Here is a 16832-nt window from a genome sequence, read left to right as displayed (position 1 = left end):
CCAGGCCAATCGCGCGTTTTTTCTGATGCTGCTGGCTTCGGCCTATCGACCGAGCGAGCTCGGCGGGCCCGGCGGGTGCCGCTCGCGCCAAAGCCGTTCATCGGCTGACTGAGCCGCCCGTCCTGCTGCAGACCGCCGGATCGGCTTGGGGGCTTCACCGTTGGGCAGCTTCCGCTATTCTGCTCCCATTTTCCCGGACCGTGGGGCGCGTTCGCTGCTCATGAAGCCAAATTTGGAGGATTTGCAGATGATGCGCATTCTCGCCGTGCGTTTTTGACCCTGATTGCAAGCCCGGCAGCCATTGCAACGGGGATCTGTTTCGGCAGCAACGTATGTACGATTCTTCTCGCCTACCGAGCTCCGATAGCGGCGGTTCAGAAGCTGCTGCCGACTGGATGGGAGATAGATCCGCCTGCCGCCGGACCCGCCAAAGGTGCAAACCTCTAAATCGTACCGATCGATTCGGCGCTGACACTCGGCTCGGAAGGCAAACCCGTCGATGGGTCGCGCGGGTTCGTTCTTGCCATCATGCCAAGGACAAGGCGAACTATGCCCGCGGCCAGTTGTCCTGCGCCGCTATTCGACCAACGCCTGCCAGCGCTGCGCCATCAAGCAGAGCTGCGGCCCCAAATGAGCTTTTGCAAAAACGTGGCCTGCAACTCCCGGCTGACGAGCGGTCCGGCGAAACCGTTTGAAATCTTGCAGACGTCCGCTCTTGGACCCACCGCGGATGTAGGGCAGGGCAGGTGAGGACTTCTGCTTCTGACCCTGGCTGTGTAAAAACGCAAAAAGTCGAAACGTGACGAGAATGGCATTCTTCAGTTCGATTTCTAAGTTGAATGCGCTTTCGAATTGAAGGCCTAAGGCGGTCTTGGACGAATAACTTCTTCTATCGCGATTGAGAGTCTTCGCGTTTTCACACAGCCAAGGCCCAAAGCGGATATTGCTCAACTACAATTGTAGTCGGCAAATCCACATTCGGCAGATGATCAAACTAACCTACCGCTAGGTGCGCGAGCAACTCAGCGACGCGAATGGTCTGCACTTCAAATATTGCATGATGTTTAATTGAAGGGTGTGGACGCCGACTTCCAGCGCTATGAGACACTCGCGCGCTGCCTCTTTCTCCCAAAATTGAAGCGGATCGATCGGATTAGCTCTGGAGCAGATGCTTGATCCGTCGCTGCCTTGCCAATTTGCAGCCACTCTAAAAATGGCCGCAACACACGGCTACGACGGTTCCCTATTAGGGAGCGCGGAGCAGGCCATATTCTGCATGTAATTGCCATTTTTTCCCAAAGGCTGAGCCGCATTTGCGTCAACTTCATCCGCGTATTTGACCCATGTAAATCCCTCATCACCGCACCTTTCGCATCACCAGGGGCTTTTCTCCTAAATGAAGCACGAGATCCTATTGACCCGCGTCGCCGCGGGCGTAAGCACGCTCGCGTTCGCGCTTGGCCTTGCCAGCGTGATTTATGATCTGTCTCCGGCCTACGACGGGCCCTTTGTGCAGAAGGCTATCCTGACGCTCGTTTTCTGCACCGCCGTGATCAGCCTCTTCTATGGCAACATTGTTTATCAGTTGACGCGATTGGGCCAGATCAGGCGACACGTCGCTCATCGCGAGGAAGCAAACAATCGCGACATGATTTGTGAGGCGGACGCACCGAGGATCAGCATCCTCATACCGTCTTATAAGGAGCAGATCCCGGTCATAATGCAAACGGTTTTGTCGGCGGCTCTTTCCGAGCATCCCAATCGACGAATTACGCTGCTCCTTGACGATCCACCGACTGGGAAAGCTGTCGCTTTGATGGAGCTTGAAGCCTCGCGCGCCTTAGTTTCGGAGCTGGATGATCTTTTCCGTCGAGCGTCGCAGCAATTTCGTGTGGCCGCTGGCGACCATAACGCGCGCCTTGTCTCGGAAGGCTCGACTTTGGAAAAAGAGCGCATAATCCTTGCTGGACATTACGTAGCAGCCGCGAATTTCGTAAACCGGCTTGGTCGACTTTACGCAGAGCGCTCTCAGCCGGTGTTTGCTCACGCGGACGAAGTCTTCGCTCGAGAAGTCATCGGTCAACTCGATGCCGAGTATCGTAGGCACGCCGCGGCCCTTCGCAATAAGGCGGACCTCGACCTTGAGCGCATTCGGATTGAGTACAGACGATTGGTCAGTCTTTTCGACGTGTCGATCGATTGCTTCGAGCGCAAACGGTTCGGAAACCTTTCGCATGCGCCTAACAAGGCGATGAATCTCAACAGCTATATTGGCCTGATTGGACACGCATTTCGCGTTTCCAAGGACCGCGATGGCACATCGGTTCTCAAGGAATGCCTCGAAAGCGAGGCAGATCTCATCGTCCCGGTGGCAGATTACGTCATCACTATCGACGCTGACAGCATCATTCTACCCGATTACATCGGTAAGCTCGTCTCTATCATGCAATCCGATCCGGCTATCGCCATTGCGCAAACGCCTTATTCTGCCTATCCAAATCCGCCTTCAAGGTTAGAGCGAGTTGCGGGTGCAACAACCGATATCCAATATCTCGTCCATCAAGGTTTTACTGCCTACAACGCGACCTTCTGGGTGGGCGCCAACGCGGTGCTGCGCTATTCAGCACTGAATGAAATCAGAGCCATGACGACCGAGCGCGGTCATGCCCTACCTGTCTTCATTCAAGACAGGACCCTCATTGAAGACACAGGCTCGACGATTGACCTCGTTGCGCGGGGTTGGCGCTTGCATAACCATCCCGAGCGGCTTGCGTATAGCGCCACGCCTCCGGACTTTGGTGCGCTCGTCATTCAGCGTCGGCGATGGGCGAATGGCGGTTTGATCATTTTGCCGAGCCTTCTTGCGCTTTGGCGTGATCGCAGCTCAGCTCGCGCGAGTGGGCTCGAGACATTCGTCCGGTCTCATTATTTGATCTCGCCAGCGCTGGCCAACATCGGCCTGTTGCTGCTTCTCGTGGTCCCTTTCGGTGAGGGCTTCTCTAATATCTGGTTTCCGATCGCTGCTGCGCCGTATTATTTCCTGTACGGACGAGACCTTATTCGATGCGGATACACGTGGTCGGATGCAGTGCGGGTCTATGCGCTGACGCTGCTGCTGGTCCCTGTCAATCTCGCTGGAGTTTATCGGTCTCTGGAACAGATAGTTACCGGGCGTAAGAGCGCCTTCGCTCGCACTCCTAAAATCGACGGTCGAACGGCTGCGCCGCCATCCCATCTGATCTTCTTGGTCGCGCTTCTGACTACTTCCATTATTTCGGCTGCAGCCAATTTGCGGGGAGGTAGCCTGCTGTTCTGTGTCTTTTCCGCGGTGAATGCCGTGTTTCTGGCTTATGGCTTCTGGCGCCTGATTGGCTGGCGCGATGCTGTTGAGGATATCAGAGCTGGCATCTTGCTGCGAAGAGTCATGCGTGATCCACGCGGCGATACAACGGCGCTGGCCGAGCAGCGAAGCTGAGAGGCCCATGATCTCTCCTCAGTCAGACGCATTTGGAGGGAAGCGGTGAAGCTGTTGAAGAGCCTCGCTTCGATGTTTATGGCTGGTTTGGCGAGCGTCGCAGCCGCGGAGGAGGCTCCACGCCTTTCTTTGCAAAGTACCAGTGACTTTGCTTCCTACGGCGCCTTTTACACCGACCTTACGGCCCTGTATTCTCCGTTCGGGAGCTTGTGGGAGCCGGGCTGGCGTGTAGAGGGTATTGCTTCGGCCCGCCGCTACAGTTTTGTCGATAGCGGTCAGAAACGTATCGGGCTCGATGCCACATTGGATGTGCTGGCGGGCTATCAGTTCACTCCGAATGGCTGGTCATGGCTTGTTGCTGCGGGTGTGACCGCCGTGAACAGCCACCTCTATGCCGCGCCTGGCTTGGCTCCATCCAACGCGCAGCTGTACGGGCTTAAAGTTCTAACATCTCTCTACGGCAAGCCGACCGACCAAACGATGGTCTATGTCCAGGCGCATTACAACACTGCCTCGGAGTTCTATTACGCGCAGGGCAAGACAGGGATTGCAATCGCGCCAAATATTTTCGTGGGACCTGAGGCAGCCTACTCGGGCAGCTGGACCTACAACCAGGTTCGTCTCGGTGGACACATTACAGGGTTTACCGTCGCTGGTGTGAACACGGGCGTCTCGCTCGGCTTTGTGCAAGATAGCAACTACGGCAAAGGCGTCTACGGCGGCTTGAACTTTCAGTTCAATTTCTGAGCGGGTTCCCACCTTGGCTGCCCTAGCGATTATTAGTTATGAGCATTTGCATCACACGCTCCTATGCGGCGAAGATCGGCGACGTACGTTTGTGGCCCGTAGGTGAAGTGGCGGCACGTTGCATTGAGGTCCCCTCATGTACGTGTAGCGGACTAGATTTGCTCACGGTGAGTTCTTCGCATTTTGACCCGGAACGGATTGAACCTGGCCGTACTGTCCGGGACGCACCAGCGGTCTAGCGGCAATCCTCTTTTTTCGCTGCTAGTCAGGGCGAGATTGCTGGAGTTGTCTTCTCGGGCGAGGTAGGCGCCTATCTGCGCCCCTATCACTGCCGACGCACGATTGCTTTGGGAAATCGACACGGCGCGCGACTACGCTACCGTGAATGGCGTTTCGGCACGCGGTGGTGCCATGGAGGGATCCGGTCCAACCATCACGCGCGCGGCGCGAACGGGCTATTGTTCGGGAGGCAGGGTGAACTGGAACACAGCCCCCCGCGGTTCATTCGCGGTGACCCACAGCCGCCCTCCGTGCGTCTCGATGATCGAACGGCAGATGGCCAGGCCCATACCCATGCCATTCGGCTTCGTTGTGTAGAATGCCTCGAAGGGGCGATCCTCACTCTTCGGGTCCAGCCCCGGACCGGTATCCCGCACCGCGAAGAGCACACCGTTCGAGGTATCCGCATTCGTGCTGATTCGTAGCTCCCGCGCCCCTTCGTCGAGGCAGCTCATTGCTTCGACCGCATTGAGGATCAGGTTGAGAATGACCTGTTGAAGCCCGACGCGATCGCCTTTGATGAGCGGCAAGCCGGTCGCGAGGTCTGTCTGCAGCGAGACGCCATGTCTGAGCACTTCGCTTCGGGTCAGGGCGATGACGTCGAGGATAGTGTTATTGACGTCCATGCTATCTTTCCGCGCGGGTGTTTTCTTGATGAGGGCACGGATCTGGTTGATGACCTCGCCGGCTCGCTTGGCGTCATTGACAATGCGAGCGAGCGTCTGTCGCACCTCCTCCAGATTCGGAGGTTGAGAGCCGAGCCAGCGCATCGCGGCCTGGGCGTTGGTAAGCGTCGCGGCGATGGGCTGGCTGACTTCGTGGGCGACCGAGGCGGTGAGCTGGCCCATCGTTGCGACACGGCTGGCGTGCGTCAGTTCCACCTGCTTCTCGCGGAAAGCCTCAGCGGCTCGCTTACGTTCGGTGATGTCGCGGCTCAGGGAAATGAACAGTCGCCGGCCGCCGCCTTGGCAGAACTCTCGCACGCGGATCTCGACGGGGAACACCGTGCCGTCTTTTCGGCGATGGCGACTCTCGAACGTTACGATGTCGCCCGCCTTGAGGCGATCGCCGTAACGCTGCCACGTTACTGTGTTCAGATCCGCATCGAAATCGAACGGAGTCATCCCGATTAGTTCGTCCCGGCTATAGCCCAAGCTTTCGCAGGCGTTTCGATTCACGTCGAGAACAATTCCATCCTGGTTGTGGAGCATGAACGTGTCGATCGCGTGGTCGACGAAGGTGCGGAAACGCGCCTCGCTCTCCCGTAGCGCCTGGTCGGTGCGCATGCGCTCGGTAATGTGCCGCCCGACGCCGCGATAGCCGACGAAGCGCCCCGCCTTGTCAAAGACCGGGAGCCCCGAGACGGACACGTAGCGCTTGCCGCCGCCGGGCGTCGGCCGGGCGAGCTCAAAATCGTGGAACGGGAGGTGCGCATCAAGCGTCTCCCGGTGCCTGCGCCAAGCCTCTTCGTCAGGCTCCAGGTACGGCACTTCCCAGCGCGTCTTGCCGATCTCGGAGCCCGGCGCCGGCGCGTCAGCAAGGCGATCGGCGAACTCCTGGCGGATAAAGCGATGCTGCGCGTCGGTCTCCCAGTACACCTGGAAGGAGAATTGCACGAGGATGCGAAAGCGCTCCTCGCTCTCCTGCAGCGCCTCTTCCGCACGCTGGCGCGCTGCCAACGTTTCCAAGTCGGCCTGCAATACGTCGCGCCACATCAGCATGTGTCTGAGGTAAAGCTGGCTATACTCGTTCCGTTTGTTGTCACAAACACAGAGAGTTCCGAATATCTCGCCGTCGGGCCAAGCGATCGGGACACCCAGGTAAGAAATCAATCCCAGATCACTGTCAGGGCACAACTTCCACCGTTCGTCCTCGCGGACGTCAGGGACAAGCAGCGATTGGCGGGTCTTCATCACGGTCTCGCAACAGAATCCCGTATCGAGCGACACGATGTCGCAAGGATCCCTCTTGGGGCTGCTGGATATAAAGACCTTGATGCTGGGCGGCTCCGTCCGCATGATCAAGGCGGAAGGGACATGCACGATCTCGGCAAGTAGATCCACGATCTCCTGCCACTTGCTGACGATCTCAGAGGGTACTTGAGCAGGATGTGGCATGGTCGATTTTGTTGCCGAAGAACAATTGATCTCATCGAATTATATTTTTGGGACGAGTAGCTCGCCATTGCGCGTCCCGCAGCGGCAGATTGCCCCTCAACGGTCTTGAACATTGGATGCCGGTCAATCTCGCTCCAGCAGCGAATGATCGATCATGGCATATCGCATGACCACTATACTTACGTATGGCAGTGGCTAGACCTTCGCACTCCGACGCGGGATTATCCCTGACCGCTCGCTACAAACTCTCAACGTCGAATTGGATACCAACCTAATGTGCCTGCGCCTCCTGCGTTACGTGTTCGGACCGGTATCGGGGAGACAAGAACCATCATGGTCGGTAGGCAGTACCTCACGCGCCAGGCGGCGACCATGAGGGAAGTAGAACTGCCTCCTACTTGAACGAACAGAAAACCACCTCGGTTGGCGGCTTCCTTCAGACTGAGCCCGACGAGGTGATCGAATGATTCTGACTTCCGCTCTTGGCCCTAAGCCGACCAACTTCGTCACCTGCGGCTGGTCTGGTATTGAGGGCAGTCCAGACGTTCGTATCAGCGATCCTTCGACCGCCGCTTGTGACCCATCTCGGAAGTAGGCCCTAGTCCAGCAGCGGCCCAATATGCTTTGATGCCTTGGGGCTCGAACTCCGACGTATGGGTGGCCTCATGTACATGTTCATTCGAAAGTACACTAAGGTTCGTTCGATTGCGGATGCTGCCCGCCGCGCCAAAAGCGGCATCGGTCAGATCCTAAGGGAATCGCACGGATTCAGATCTTATTATGTACTGGATGCGGGCGAAGGCGTCGGTGTCGCTGTGATGATATTCGAGGACCGCGAAAGCGCCAATGCGGCGAACGATAAGGTACTGGAGTTTGTTAAAGCGAGCCTGCTTGACCTTAATCTTGGAGACCCAGAAATCATCGCCGGGGAAGTTTTGGTCAATATAGAATCTGATGCGTAATTGTTCGTAAAGGCGTCAGGGGCAGCGCGTCAAAGCTGCGGCTCCTGCGAGCGCGCTACGAACCCAATCCGTTGCTCCCGACTGTTACAGCAAAATCGACACGTTTGAGACATGTCGACGCACTCCGAAGAAGTTCGCTCATCGGGGCGGACCGGAAGTGGCCGCTCCACGACGCAAATGACCCATGTCGGACATAAACACCGCGCGATAGGAAGCCTGAGCGGCTAGTTCCAAGGCAATTCTTTATCCGTGCAGCAAGCAGCTCGGCGCGTGGAGCTATGCGGGCGTGTGCACCCATGCGCCAACGAGCGGCGGCCCAAGGTCATCGGCGTCGACGGCGTCTCCGACTTCAACGCGCTGCATTCCGGCAAGCAATGAAAAGGTACAGCTCTGCGCGTTCGATGTGCTCGCGCTGGACGGCGACGATTATCTGGATGCGCCTCCGTGCCTCCGCGCCTTACCGGACCGCGTGGGCCGGACTAGGTCAGCCGCGAACGGCGAGCGCGCGCTCTTACCGAAGCTGTTGATCTTTTTCTGTTACGGACAAGCCGATGCAGAGAAACGATCCAGGGCGTACTTGGAGCCGAACGTCGGGTTCATAAGGATGGTGATGGGCGTGCGACTCGGCAATCATGCCCGGCTGCATGGCGACGAAAGGTGCCCATCAAATGGCGTAAAACTTTGCGCGACAGTGCATCCAGATTGTCGGCTTCAGACTAGAAGTAGCGTGACGTTACAGTAACTTGCATCGAAGGAGAGCAGCTATGCCAGATTGGTTGCCGACGGTAGTGCCTTACGGCGCTGATCAGACCGTCTACCTTGTGTTCGATAGTTCCGGAGCGTCACACAATGATTGCCCCAAAAAGGGGATCGAGCGGGACGACTTCGAAACGATCATCTCCGATCTCCTAACCGGCCAATTCAAAGCTCCGGTTCGCGTCATGGCCTTCAACACACTTGAGCACTGGATCGAGGATGTTTCCAACGAAGTAGCCGAAGAAATTCAAACCCGCTGCGATATCGATGGCGTACCAGTACTCGAACACATCAGGGACTTTGTTGCAGGCCACACCGGTGCAATTCAGCGGCTTCACTTGGCTTTGAGCCTGGAGTTTGGAAAAACTCATGACCAACAACATTCTCACAAGCCTTCGTGACATCCGCAAGGCAAACAACATCAGCCAGGAATCGCTTGCTGTCAGCATCGGCATGAACAGCCAGTCGGGCATTTCTGGGCTTGAACGGGGCATCAGGTCTCCGACCTTGGCCACGCTGACCATCTGGGCTGAAGCCCTCGGCTATGAACTCGTGTTGAGGCCGAAGCAAGGAATCCAACTCCCATTCAAGTCATCGCACATAGCCAAGACCCTTAGCGGACGTTCCGAGACGCCAGACAATGCATCTTGTGAGGCATAAGAAATCGACCAAAAACAACAGTCTTGCTCAAAGCAGAAGGCTGCTTAGGAATGGGATTCCATTTTCGTCAGAATGTGGCCTGATTAATCGCCGAAAGTTAGTGTGATTCGCGGATGCTAAAATTGGTGACAGTCCATAACGGAGGCTGCCATGAAAGCGTTCGATCGCGTACTGACGACATTCGGTATTCTTCTTCTGTTTTCCATTCGTGCTGATGCGCACGATCCGTCGATGCCGCATCACGAATGGTTCAACAAGCAGGAAATGAACCCGGCTGCACAGCGTCGGCTCGGTCTTCCATACAAGTCTTGCTGTAACAACGGCGACGTATTCAAGACCCGCTTCAGGGTTGGTGAAGATCGCTCGGACCAGTGGCAATACCTGAAAGATGGCGAGTGGAAAATCATCCCACCCGATATAATAAGGGAAAGTGATACGCCCGATCGTACCCCCGTCCTGTTCATCAACAAATCCACGGGACAGGAGCTCTGCTTCTTCGTACCGCAAGGAGGCCTCTGATGAGTGGCCTAGATCCGATATTGCATCTAAGACTTGCGCAGAAGCCCCCAAGCTCTAGGTTTGGATGCCCGGTTTGTAAAACCTGCTTCGCGGCCGCAGACGGGTATACTTTCTTGACTCACTGGTACGCGGAAAACGATTGCGGTGACCGAGAATGACAAGCTGGCTATCTCTGCTTCGATAAACTCACGTGGATACTCTGTTTTGTGAACGACGAAGAATCCGGACACTGTTGAGGTGACGAAAAACATTGGCAAGCAGTCGCCCAACAAAGGCGGCGTCTCAAAAGCGCAGGCCTTCCAGAGTGACGCCCTTCCATCTTGCGGTACTAGCGAATTGATCGATTAGGCCACGACGCGCCTTCCGCTATTGGCACCTTTGAGACATGCCCGCCTATCCTGAGAATGTCCGTTCACCGGGGTAGACAGGAAGTCGCGGTGGTCCGGCCAAACCGACGCGAATGATGTGGTGGACGACGCCCGCTCCCGACATCGAATGTGCCAAAGGGTGATTGTTCAACAACGAATCACCGGAGGGGGTCGTCCACATGCAGGTTAGCACCATCGGCGTTGATCTCGCCAAGAACGTGTTCCAAGTCCATGGAGTGGACAGTGCGGGCAAGGTCGTCGTCTCCCGCCAATTGCGGCGCAAGCAGGTCATCGACTTCTTTAGCAAGATTCCCCGTTGCCTGGTCGGCATGGAAGCCTGCGGAACCGCTCATCATTGGGCGCGTGAAGTCTCCAAACTCGGTCACACCGTCCGTCTGATGCCGCCGAGCTACGTGAAGGGCTATGTCAAACGGTCGAAAAACGATGCTGCCGACGCAGCCGCCATCTGTGAGGCCGTGACACGCCCATCGATGCGGTTCGTGCCGATCAAGTCGGCCGATCAGCAAGCCTTGCTGATGTTGCATCGAACGCGGGATCTTTTAATCCGTCAGCGCACGCAGCTGATCAATGCGCTCCGAGCCCACCTTGCCGAGTTCGGCCTCGTTGCGGCGACGGGGCGCGAAGGTCTCGCGCAGCTTGCCGCGATCATCACGGACGAGAGTTAACCGCGAAGCTCTTCCATCTGCGATGAAACAGGCGTTGCAGGCCCTTGTCGATCAACTCGCTGCTCTGGAATTGCAGATCGGGACCCTGGATCGCGCCATTCACGCCCATCATCGTGCCAATGACATGAGCTGCCGCCTCGAGACCGTGCCCGGGATTGGCGTGATCGGGGCCACGGCCATTGCTTCCACTGTCACAGACCCGAGTGACTTCAAATCCGGTCGGGATTTTGCGGCATGGATCGGACTTGTTCCGCGGCAGCACTCGACGGGGGGCAAGGAGCGGCTCGGCGGCATCTCCAAGCAGGGAGATCGCTATCTCCGACGGTTGCTCGTCATCGGTGCAACAGCCGTTGTTCGACACGCCCGGCAGCAGCCCCAAAAGCATCCTTGGGTCATGAGGCTGCTGGCCAAGAAGCCGGCCAAGCTCGTCGCCGTTGCCGTTGCCAACAAGATGGCGCGCATCGCTTGGGCGATCATGGCCAAGGGAGGATACTATCGAGCGCCGGAGCTTGCTGCAGCCGCCTGAAGAGGCTTGGCAATGGGAGCCTGAGGCGACGGCGGAGCAAGACAACCGAATTGCGAGGGTGATGATGGCGTGATGCGAAACGGTCGAGCCGTCGATTGGGACAACCCGCTTCTGGGTCATGGGCGTCAAAGCCCGTGCGAATGATTGGGACCCGATCCGCGGACTACATCAGGGCCAGCAGTGTGGTGCCGCGCAAACAGGCCGGACACATGACTTGTACCCGACCGCAAGCCGAACGTCAGCTTCTTCTTGCAACGCGGGCGTCGTCCACACATGACCCAAACAAGACTCTCGGCGCCGCCTTCTCGCATCCTTCAGAGCAGCCCGGGTGCTCCGCGAATATCGAGCGCCGATGGTTGCCAGCGCGGCTGGCGCCTCGTCAGGTGCGCCATCCGCACCTGCAATCGGTCTCTTACGAAGAAACGAGCCTTAAGCCTTCAGGTCCGTGATCCTCATAATTGCGACCACGTTTCCATCATTGAACGCCTGCTCTTTTGTGTCCTTGTTGCAGGTCCAGACAAAGTTCTTCTTGGCCGTAAAGGTCTTTCCCTCCTGCTCGAGCCGAAGCTCGCCCTCGGGGATATGGCAGATCATGGCATTCATCATCGGGGGACCCATAGTCTTCGATCCCGGCTGCATAATAACATCGCGCATTGAGACAGTCTTAAAACCGGGGATGATGGATGGTGTCTCGCCATCGTAAGCGCGCACCACGACACCTGGCCACGGCGTCGTATCCTTGTAGCCCGTGGTTTGAGCGGCGGCTGGCTTTATCATGGCCGCCGAAGCCGCTGCCAACCCGATTCCCAATGCTGACCTTCGATCGATCTTATTCATCGCTTTTCTCCTGAGGTTACAACAACGAGCCGCCGCAGAAGCGGCGCGCGCATTTCGTCGAATGTGAATGGTCGTGCGAACCGAAAAAAGCGTCGGTCTGTTAAGAGAGCGTGCCTGCCGATGGCATCAGTACTGCTCGTTCGCCCCGGACGGCGATTTCGGCTGTCCCGTTTCAAGGGCAACTAGATTATACGCGACCTGACGCGCCTGAGAAACAGCATCCAAAATGCACAATGTCTCAAACTGGTTAGAGCCTGAGACTGAAGATCGGACCCGGCGTCGGCAGCTTCACTCCGGCCAACGGATATAGCAAGTCAGCGTGGCTGACCCGCCCCGCGGCTCGGTCGGCGGTAGGTACGCGGCCACGACCCGACCGACGTCCCGTCCGGAGGCGACGACTGTGGCTCCCAGGATGTCCGGAGTTGGCGCGTTTGAGACATGCCGACCATATTGAGCAATGTCCGCTTTCAGGGGTAACCCGGAAGACATTTGCTCACATTGAGTTCTTCTCAGTTTGACCCGTTGCAGACATTGGGTGGTTGTCTGAAAATGAATGGGGTTGATGGCCAACACTAGTGAGGACCCGAGAATGCTCAAGAGTGTTAACCGGCTTGTAGCAGTTGTCCTACTTGCAACCGTTTCGCCTGCGAACATGCGAGCGCAGCCGTCGGATGAACTCGTGAGATTTGACGCCGCGCCCTATATTCGCAGCCAGTTCCAACAGCGTCGCGCAACGGAGCGCGGTGAGACGGCTATGCCGACTTCTCAGGCCATCGAAGCTCATCTGTCGAAGCCGCCAGGGGCTGGTCCGTTTCCGGCGGTCATTTACTTGCACGGTTGTAGTGGGCTTAATGTCGCCTCGCGTGAACATTTCGCGAAGATGCTGAATGCTTGGGGATACGTTTCCCTAGCCGTGGATAGCTTTGCGACCCGAGGCATTAAGGAGGATTGTGGCCATCCGATGCCGGGTCGAGAAGCGGATGCAACGGGAGCTTTGGTATACTTGTCAAAACTCGCCTTCGTCGATCAAGGACGTATTGCCGTTGTGGGATCATCCGAAGGCGGCATCGTTACATTGCGTTTAGCTGCCGCGCGGGACGCAAAGGTCTTTGACGTCCCAAACGATCTAAGCTTCCGCGCCGCGATTGCCTTCTACCCTCTTTGCAGCGCCGCCTCGGAGCAGATGGCAATCCCAACGTTGGTCCTCATCGGCGAATTGGATGACTGGACACCGGCCAAAAACTGCGAGCGATGGATGCAGTTGCGCAACGGGAAAGGCGCGCCTGTCAAGTTGGTCATTTATCCGGGCGCGTATCACGCTTTCGACTTTCCCGGGCTAAAGGATGGCATGAGCCGACTTGGTCATTGGCTGAAATACGATGCCGAGGCCGCTCGACAATCGACGGAAGAGATGCATGACTTTCTGGCTGCCCGTCTCGCGAGGTAAGCATCGCACCGCTAATTCTGAACGTCGGCTCATGGCACTTTCCGGACCTGCCCGACCTCGCCGATGATGTCCGGTCATTGTGCTAGAGAGGACATGATCTGGGACACTCAGCCCACCAGCCCCGCAGACGCATGCCCTGATAGGAGCGCGCGCGGCTATGTCGAAGATGTTGGCTGACTGTGAAGTACTTTACATCCCTGTGTGTTCTTGGCCCGGGCTAAGATGGCGAAGGCTTTCTTACTTTGAAGGAGGCATCCGATGCTCGCGACAATCAAATGGAACTTCCGATATAACGCTCGCGAATGGGTGATGATGGCTGGGGCGCTCGTCGTCCAACTCAGCGCACTGAATGCAAAACGACAGAAGAGTGAAAGCAAACCAAGGCGGCCACTCTGGAAACACTTTGACGACACCCATCATTGGGACTCAACCGCGGAGGAATGGGTCCCCAACCATGATCGATGATCGTGCAACGCGCTATGCGTCCCGCAGGCCGAATTCCGAGACTTCAAGATTCCTCTCACTGACGGGCCTGTCGAGCGGTGCGGTCGCGTACAAGTAGCTGGATCGGGATGTGAGTTCCTGCCGCCGCTTGATAATGGTCAAGCAATTGACTTATGGGCCACTTGCCGACCGCCTCGGTAAACCGTCTGGATGGCCGATCTTAGCACCTTTATGCGTCATGGGTTGATGTCCGTTGGCGGCGAAGGAGGCGTGCTGGGACGCCGTCGGGGTCGACGCGAATGATCCATGGGATACATGACGATCCCTCACGCATCCTAACCTAACGTCGATCAACGCACGAACGTAATTCTTAGCTTTCTAATTCGTCGCCTCGAAACGTCATTTGAGGCGACCACGCCGTTAATGGGTGTTGCGGCGGTCCCTGGCGCATGACTAGATAATCGGGTTGTATTGTAAAACGCATACGCTTCAGCAGTTTGGGAGAGATACCAATGACCATTGCATTGGTTACCGGAACGAGCAGCGGAATTGGATTGGCGACCGCGGTGACGCTCGCGCGGGGCGGCCATACTGTCATTGCGACGATGCGAAACCTGGAGAGTGCAGGAGAGCTTCAGAAGATCGTCGCGGCCGAGAAACTTCCGGTTAGCCTGGCGACGCTCGACGTGGATGATGACGCTTCGGTCGAAAGTGCGTTGGGCAAGGTCCTCGCGGAGCACGGTCGCCTCGACGTCCTGGTGAACAACGCAGGGATTGGTGGCGGCGGATCGGTGGAGGAGAGCTCCACGGCACGGTTTCGTGAAGTCATGGAGACCAATTTTTTCGGCGCGCTGCGCTGCATCAAGGCCGTCGTCCCCGGGATGCGTGAACGGCGGCATGGTTGCATCGTCAATGTCACGTCGATCTCCGGACGACTGGCCATGGCGCCGGCAGCAGCTTACTGCGCGTCCAAATTTGCCCTGGAGGCACTGAGCGAGTGCCTCGCGCAGGAAATGAAGGCTTTCAACGTGCGGGTTGCCATCATTGAACCCGGCGTCATCGCCACGCCGATATTCTCCAAGGCAAAGCCGACACCCGACAATACTCCTTATCCACATGCCCGGCGCCAAAGGGCTTTGTTTGCCCAGTCGCTGACCAACCCAACATCGCCCTACATTGTCGGAGAAAAAATCCGCGAGATTGTCGACGGCAACAGCTGGCAGCTCCGTTATCCCGTGGGTCCGGACGCGGTACCGTTTCTCAAATGGCGGGCGAGCAAGACCGACGAAGAAGTGGTCAACCTTGGCGGAGCGAGCGACGAGGAATTCAAACTCCTAGCCAAGCAAGAGTTCGGCCTCGACGTAAACCTTTGAGTACCGTCTGACATTTTCTCTAAGGTCAGGGCAGGGGTTTTGCAACGTTAGGTCGGTTGGTGACGGACTTGCTAAGGTCGTGGCGTGTTCGTGCGGTCACGGGTTTGCAAGGAGTGTGGTGGACCTGGCGTTGATTTTCTTGCGAGTGCAGGATTCGATCGCGATGCTGCGGCGGGATTTGGCCCGGCGAAAAAGGGTATATCGGGGTAATTTATAGGCTTGTGGTCGACCGCTCCGCTGCGTTTGGCGGGACGAACGAAGTTCAACAATGTCCTTTCTAGCGCGGAAAGCAGACTTCTCTGTCTGCCGGTTTCAAGGCAGCTTTTGACCCTTCTCGAACCATGATGCGTGCCTTTTGAAGACATAACGTCACGCGGGGATCACGTTTAAAAATTCGACCACGAAACTGTTGACGTTAGCGCGCACGAAGGCCCACGGAGCGGTTGGTCTTGGTAGGCTTTGTGACAGGGAAGACGGTGTGGATGTAGCGGGCCAGGTGTTCGCAAAAAGTGAGGGCGTACGGCGGAAGTGGACGGCGCCTGTCCCACTGAACCGCAACGCGTTCTCGAATGGGCTTGCCCCCGTGCGTTATTCGGGCGACGCGCACTTTGTAGCGATCAGTTCGCTGAAGAGATGGGACGATCGCCACACCTTGCCCAGCCTCTGCCAAGGTCAATAGCGTATGCGATGCGCGGCTCTCCAGCATTACCTTGGGATGGACTTTTGCCAGGCGGCAAGCCGCCTCGAACAGGCGGCGGACGGAATAGCCCGACGGTAACAGGAGCGGGTATGAGATAAGCCGCTCGATCGTTATGACACCGGCTTTGCCGAGTTCGACGGATGCAGCACTGACAGCCAACACATCCGCGGACTGTAGGACGCGCGTCTCGAAGCGAGGATCATCACCTGGGTCAATTCTGATGCCGACATGAGCTTCACCGCGCTCGAGTAGGGCGGGTTGCTCAGGCCCAAGGGCCTCAGTCAATTCGACATGAACCTGCGGAAAGCTCTCAGCATACCGCGGTAGAAACCCGGATAGCACGCTTTCAATCGTGTGCGGCGGGGCTAAGACTTTCAGCCTGCCGCTGTCGCCGCGCCGAAGCGCCGCTGCCCGCTCGTGCACGCTGTTGAGGCCGGTTAGGACGCGCCGACAATCCACGAGGAGCTGCTCGCCTTGGGCCGTTAGAACCAAGCGGCGTCCTACACGATCAAAGAGACGTAGCTCGAGCTCCTGCTGAAGATCGCTGATTTGGCGCGACAGCGCGGGCTGCCCAATGCGCAGGTGCACCGCCGCTTTGGACACCGTGCCAAGTTCGGCAATGGTAACAAATGTTTTCAGGCGCCTCAGATCCATGGTGGCATTTCTATTCCGCGGCGGCATGCTTTACTAGCGCAATTATGCATTGGACGAGCGTCCGGTCGGGCGGCAGTGTTCACACAGCTTGGAAGATGGCTCACGCATGCCACTGACCGCTGAGCGACGCGCTAGGTGGGAACCGCGCAGCCGAGGAGAGGAACCAAGCGACGTCACATGCCGTCAAAGCTCGTGAACCTTCAGCGGCGGCGAGCAATCAATCGTCGTCCTGGCCTTGCTGAGCGATAATGCATTGATCTTTCAACATGCCCCCGAAGGTGA

12 protein-coding genes and 1 pseudogene are annotated in these 16832 nt (G+C 57.3%); 9 read left to right on the top strand and 4 right to left on the bottom strand.

Annotated features, from left to right (window positions below; all coding sequences use genetic code 11):
• Positions 1-576: 576 nt before the first annotated feature.
• Positions 577-951, bottom strand: a complete 375-nt coding sequence (locus tag V1278_RS36760) for a hypothetical protein (RefSeq protein ID WP_334384063.1) — start codon at positions 949-951, stop codon at positions 577-579.
• A 463-nt stretch (positions 952-1414) separates the two neighbouring features.
• Here V1278_RS36760 and V1278_RS36755 point away from each other — a divergent pair, with 463 nt between their 5' ends.
• Together V1278_RS36755 and bcsS are read left to right on the top strand one after the other, a co-directional pair.
• Entirely contained in the window at positions 1415-3475 is a 2061-nt protein-coding gene (locus V1278_RS36755; RefSeq protein ID WP_334384062.1) for a glycosyltransferase family 2 protein, read from the top strand.
• 45 nt (positions 3476-3520) lie between these two features.
• Entirely contained in the window at positions 3521-4222 is a 702-nt protein-coding gene (gene bcsS / locus V1278_RS36750; RefSeq protein ID WP_334384061.1) for a cellulose biosynthesis protein BcsS, read from the top strand.
• Positions 4223-4677: 455 nt separating this feature from the next.
• Here the strand turns inward: bcsS and V1278_RS36745 are convergent, their stop codons facing one another.
• Positions 4678-6564, bottom strand: a complete 1887-nt coding sequence (locus tag V1278_RS36745; protein ID WP_442893702.1) for a PAS domain S-box protein — start codon at positions 6562-6564, stop codon at positions 4678-4680.
• A 719-nt stretch (positions 6565-7283) separates the two neighbouring features.
• Here V1278_RS36745 and V1278_RS36735 point away from each other — a divergent pair.
• The 5 genes and pseudogenes from V1278_RS36735 to V1278_RS36715 all read left to right on the top strand — a co-directional run bounded on the left by V1278_RS36735 (position 7284) and on the right by V1278_RS36715 (position 11095).
• Positions 7284-7580, top strand: a complete 297-nt coding sequence (locus V1278_RS36735) for a hypothetical protein (protein WP_334384060.1) — start codon at positions 7284-7286, stop codon at positions 7578-7580.
• A gap of 764 nt (positions 7581-8344) precedes the next feature.
• On the top strand, positions 8345-8737 hold the full coding sequence (locus V1278_RS36730) for a hypothetical protein (protein WP_334384059.1): 393 nt from the start codon (positions 8345-8347) through the stop codon (positions 8735-8737).
• Positions 8706-8996 (top strand): helix-turn-helix domain-containing protein, encoded by a 291-nt coding sequence (locus V1278_RS36725; protein ID WP_334384058.1) that lies wholly within the window; start codon positions 8706-8708, stop codon positions 8994-8996. Before V1278_RS36730 ends, V1278_RS36725 begins: the two co-directional genes overlap by 32 nt.
• Before the next feature lie 150 nt (positions 8997-9146).
• Positions 9147-9515 carry a hypothetical protein gene (locus tag V1278_RS36720; protein WP_334384057.1) on the top strand — a complete coding sequence of 123 codons (369 nt, stop codon included), beginning with the start codon at positions 9147-9149 and terminating at the stop codon, positions 9513-9515.
• A 547-nt stretch (positions 9516-10062) separates the two neighbouring features.
• Positions 10063-11095: pseudogene (locus V1278_RS36715) on the top strand (IS110 family transposase).
• A gap of 429 nt (positions 11096-11524) precedes the next feature.
• On the opposite strand, the gene V1278_RS36710 reads toward V1278_RS36715, so the two are convergent.
• Positions 11525-11932: a hypothetical protein gene (locus V1278_RS36710; protein ID WP_283032868.1), complete on the bottom strand. Its 408-nt coding sequence runs from the start codon at positions 11930-11932 to the stop codon at positions 11525-11527.
• Between the two features lie 679 nt (positions 11933-12611).
• Here V1278_RS36710 and V1278_RS36705 point away from each other — a divergent pair.
• A complete protein-coding gene (locus V1278_RS36705) occupies positions 12612-13379 on the top strand; it encodes a dienelactone hydrolase family protein (RefSeq protein ID WP_334384056.1) in 768 nt (255 codons plus the stop codon).
• A 956-nt stretch (positions 13380-14335) separates the two neighbouring features.
• Positions 14336-15196 carry an SDR family oxidoreductase gene (locus V1278_RS36700; protein WP_334384055.1) on the top strand — a complete coding sequence of 287 codons (861 nt, stop codon included), beginning with the start codon at positions 14336-14338 and terminating at the stop codon, positions 15194-15196.
• Positions 15197-15611: 415 nt separating this feature from the next.
• Here the strand turns inward: V1278_RS36700 and V1278_RS36695 are convergent, their stop codons facing one another.
• The gene (locus tag V1278_RS36695) at positions 15612-16550 is read right to left on the bottom strand and encodes a LysR family transcriptional regulator (protein WP_334384054.1); all 939 of its coding nucleotides are present in this window, start codon (positions 16548-16550) and stop codon (positions 15612-15614) included.
• Positions 16551-16832 lie beyond the last annotated feature (282 nt).

This window comes from Bradyrhizobium sp. AZCC 1577 (assembly GCF_036924575.1).
In the GTDB taxonomy this organism is placed as follows: domain Bacteria; phylum Pseudomonadota; class Alphaproteobacteria; order Rhizobiales; family Xanthobacteraceae; genus Bradyrhizobium.
This window is presented reverse-complemented; position numbering and strand designations above follow the sequence as displayed.

What these genes read in the sequence shown, in the direction of transcription:
- V1278_RS36735 (WP_334384060.1), top strand. Translation starts at nt 7,284, where the DNA reads ATGTACATGTTCATTCGAAAGTACACTAAGGTTCGTTCGATTGCGGAT.
- V1278_RS36730 (WP_334384059.1), top strand. Translation starts at nt 8,345, where the DNA reads ATGCCAGATTGGTTGCCGACGGTAGTGCCTTACGGCGCTGATCAGACC.
- V1278_RS36725 (WP_334384058.1), top strand. Translation starts at nt 8,706, where the DNA reads ATGACCAACAACATTCTCACAAGCCTTCGTGACATCCGCAAGGCAAAC.
- V1278_RS36720 (WP_334384057.1), top strand. Translation starts at nt 9,147, where the DNA reads ATGAAAGCGTTCGATCGCGTACTGACGACATTCGGTATTCTTCTTCTG.
- V1278_RS36710 (WP_283032868.1), bottom strand. Translation starts at nt 11,932, where the DNA reads ATGAATAAGATCGATCGAAGGTCAGCATTGGGAATCGGGTTGGCAGCG.
- V1278_RS36700 (WP_334384055.1), top strand. Translation starts at nt 14,336, where the DNA reads ATGACCATTGCATTGGTTACCGGAACGAGCAGCGGAATTGGATTGGCG.
- V1278_RS36695 (WP_334384054.1), bottom strand. Translation starts at nt 16,550, where the DNA reads ATGGATCTGAGGCGCCTGAAAACATTTGTTACCATTGCCGAACTTGGC.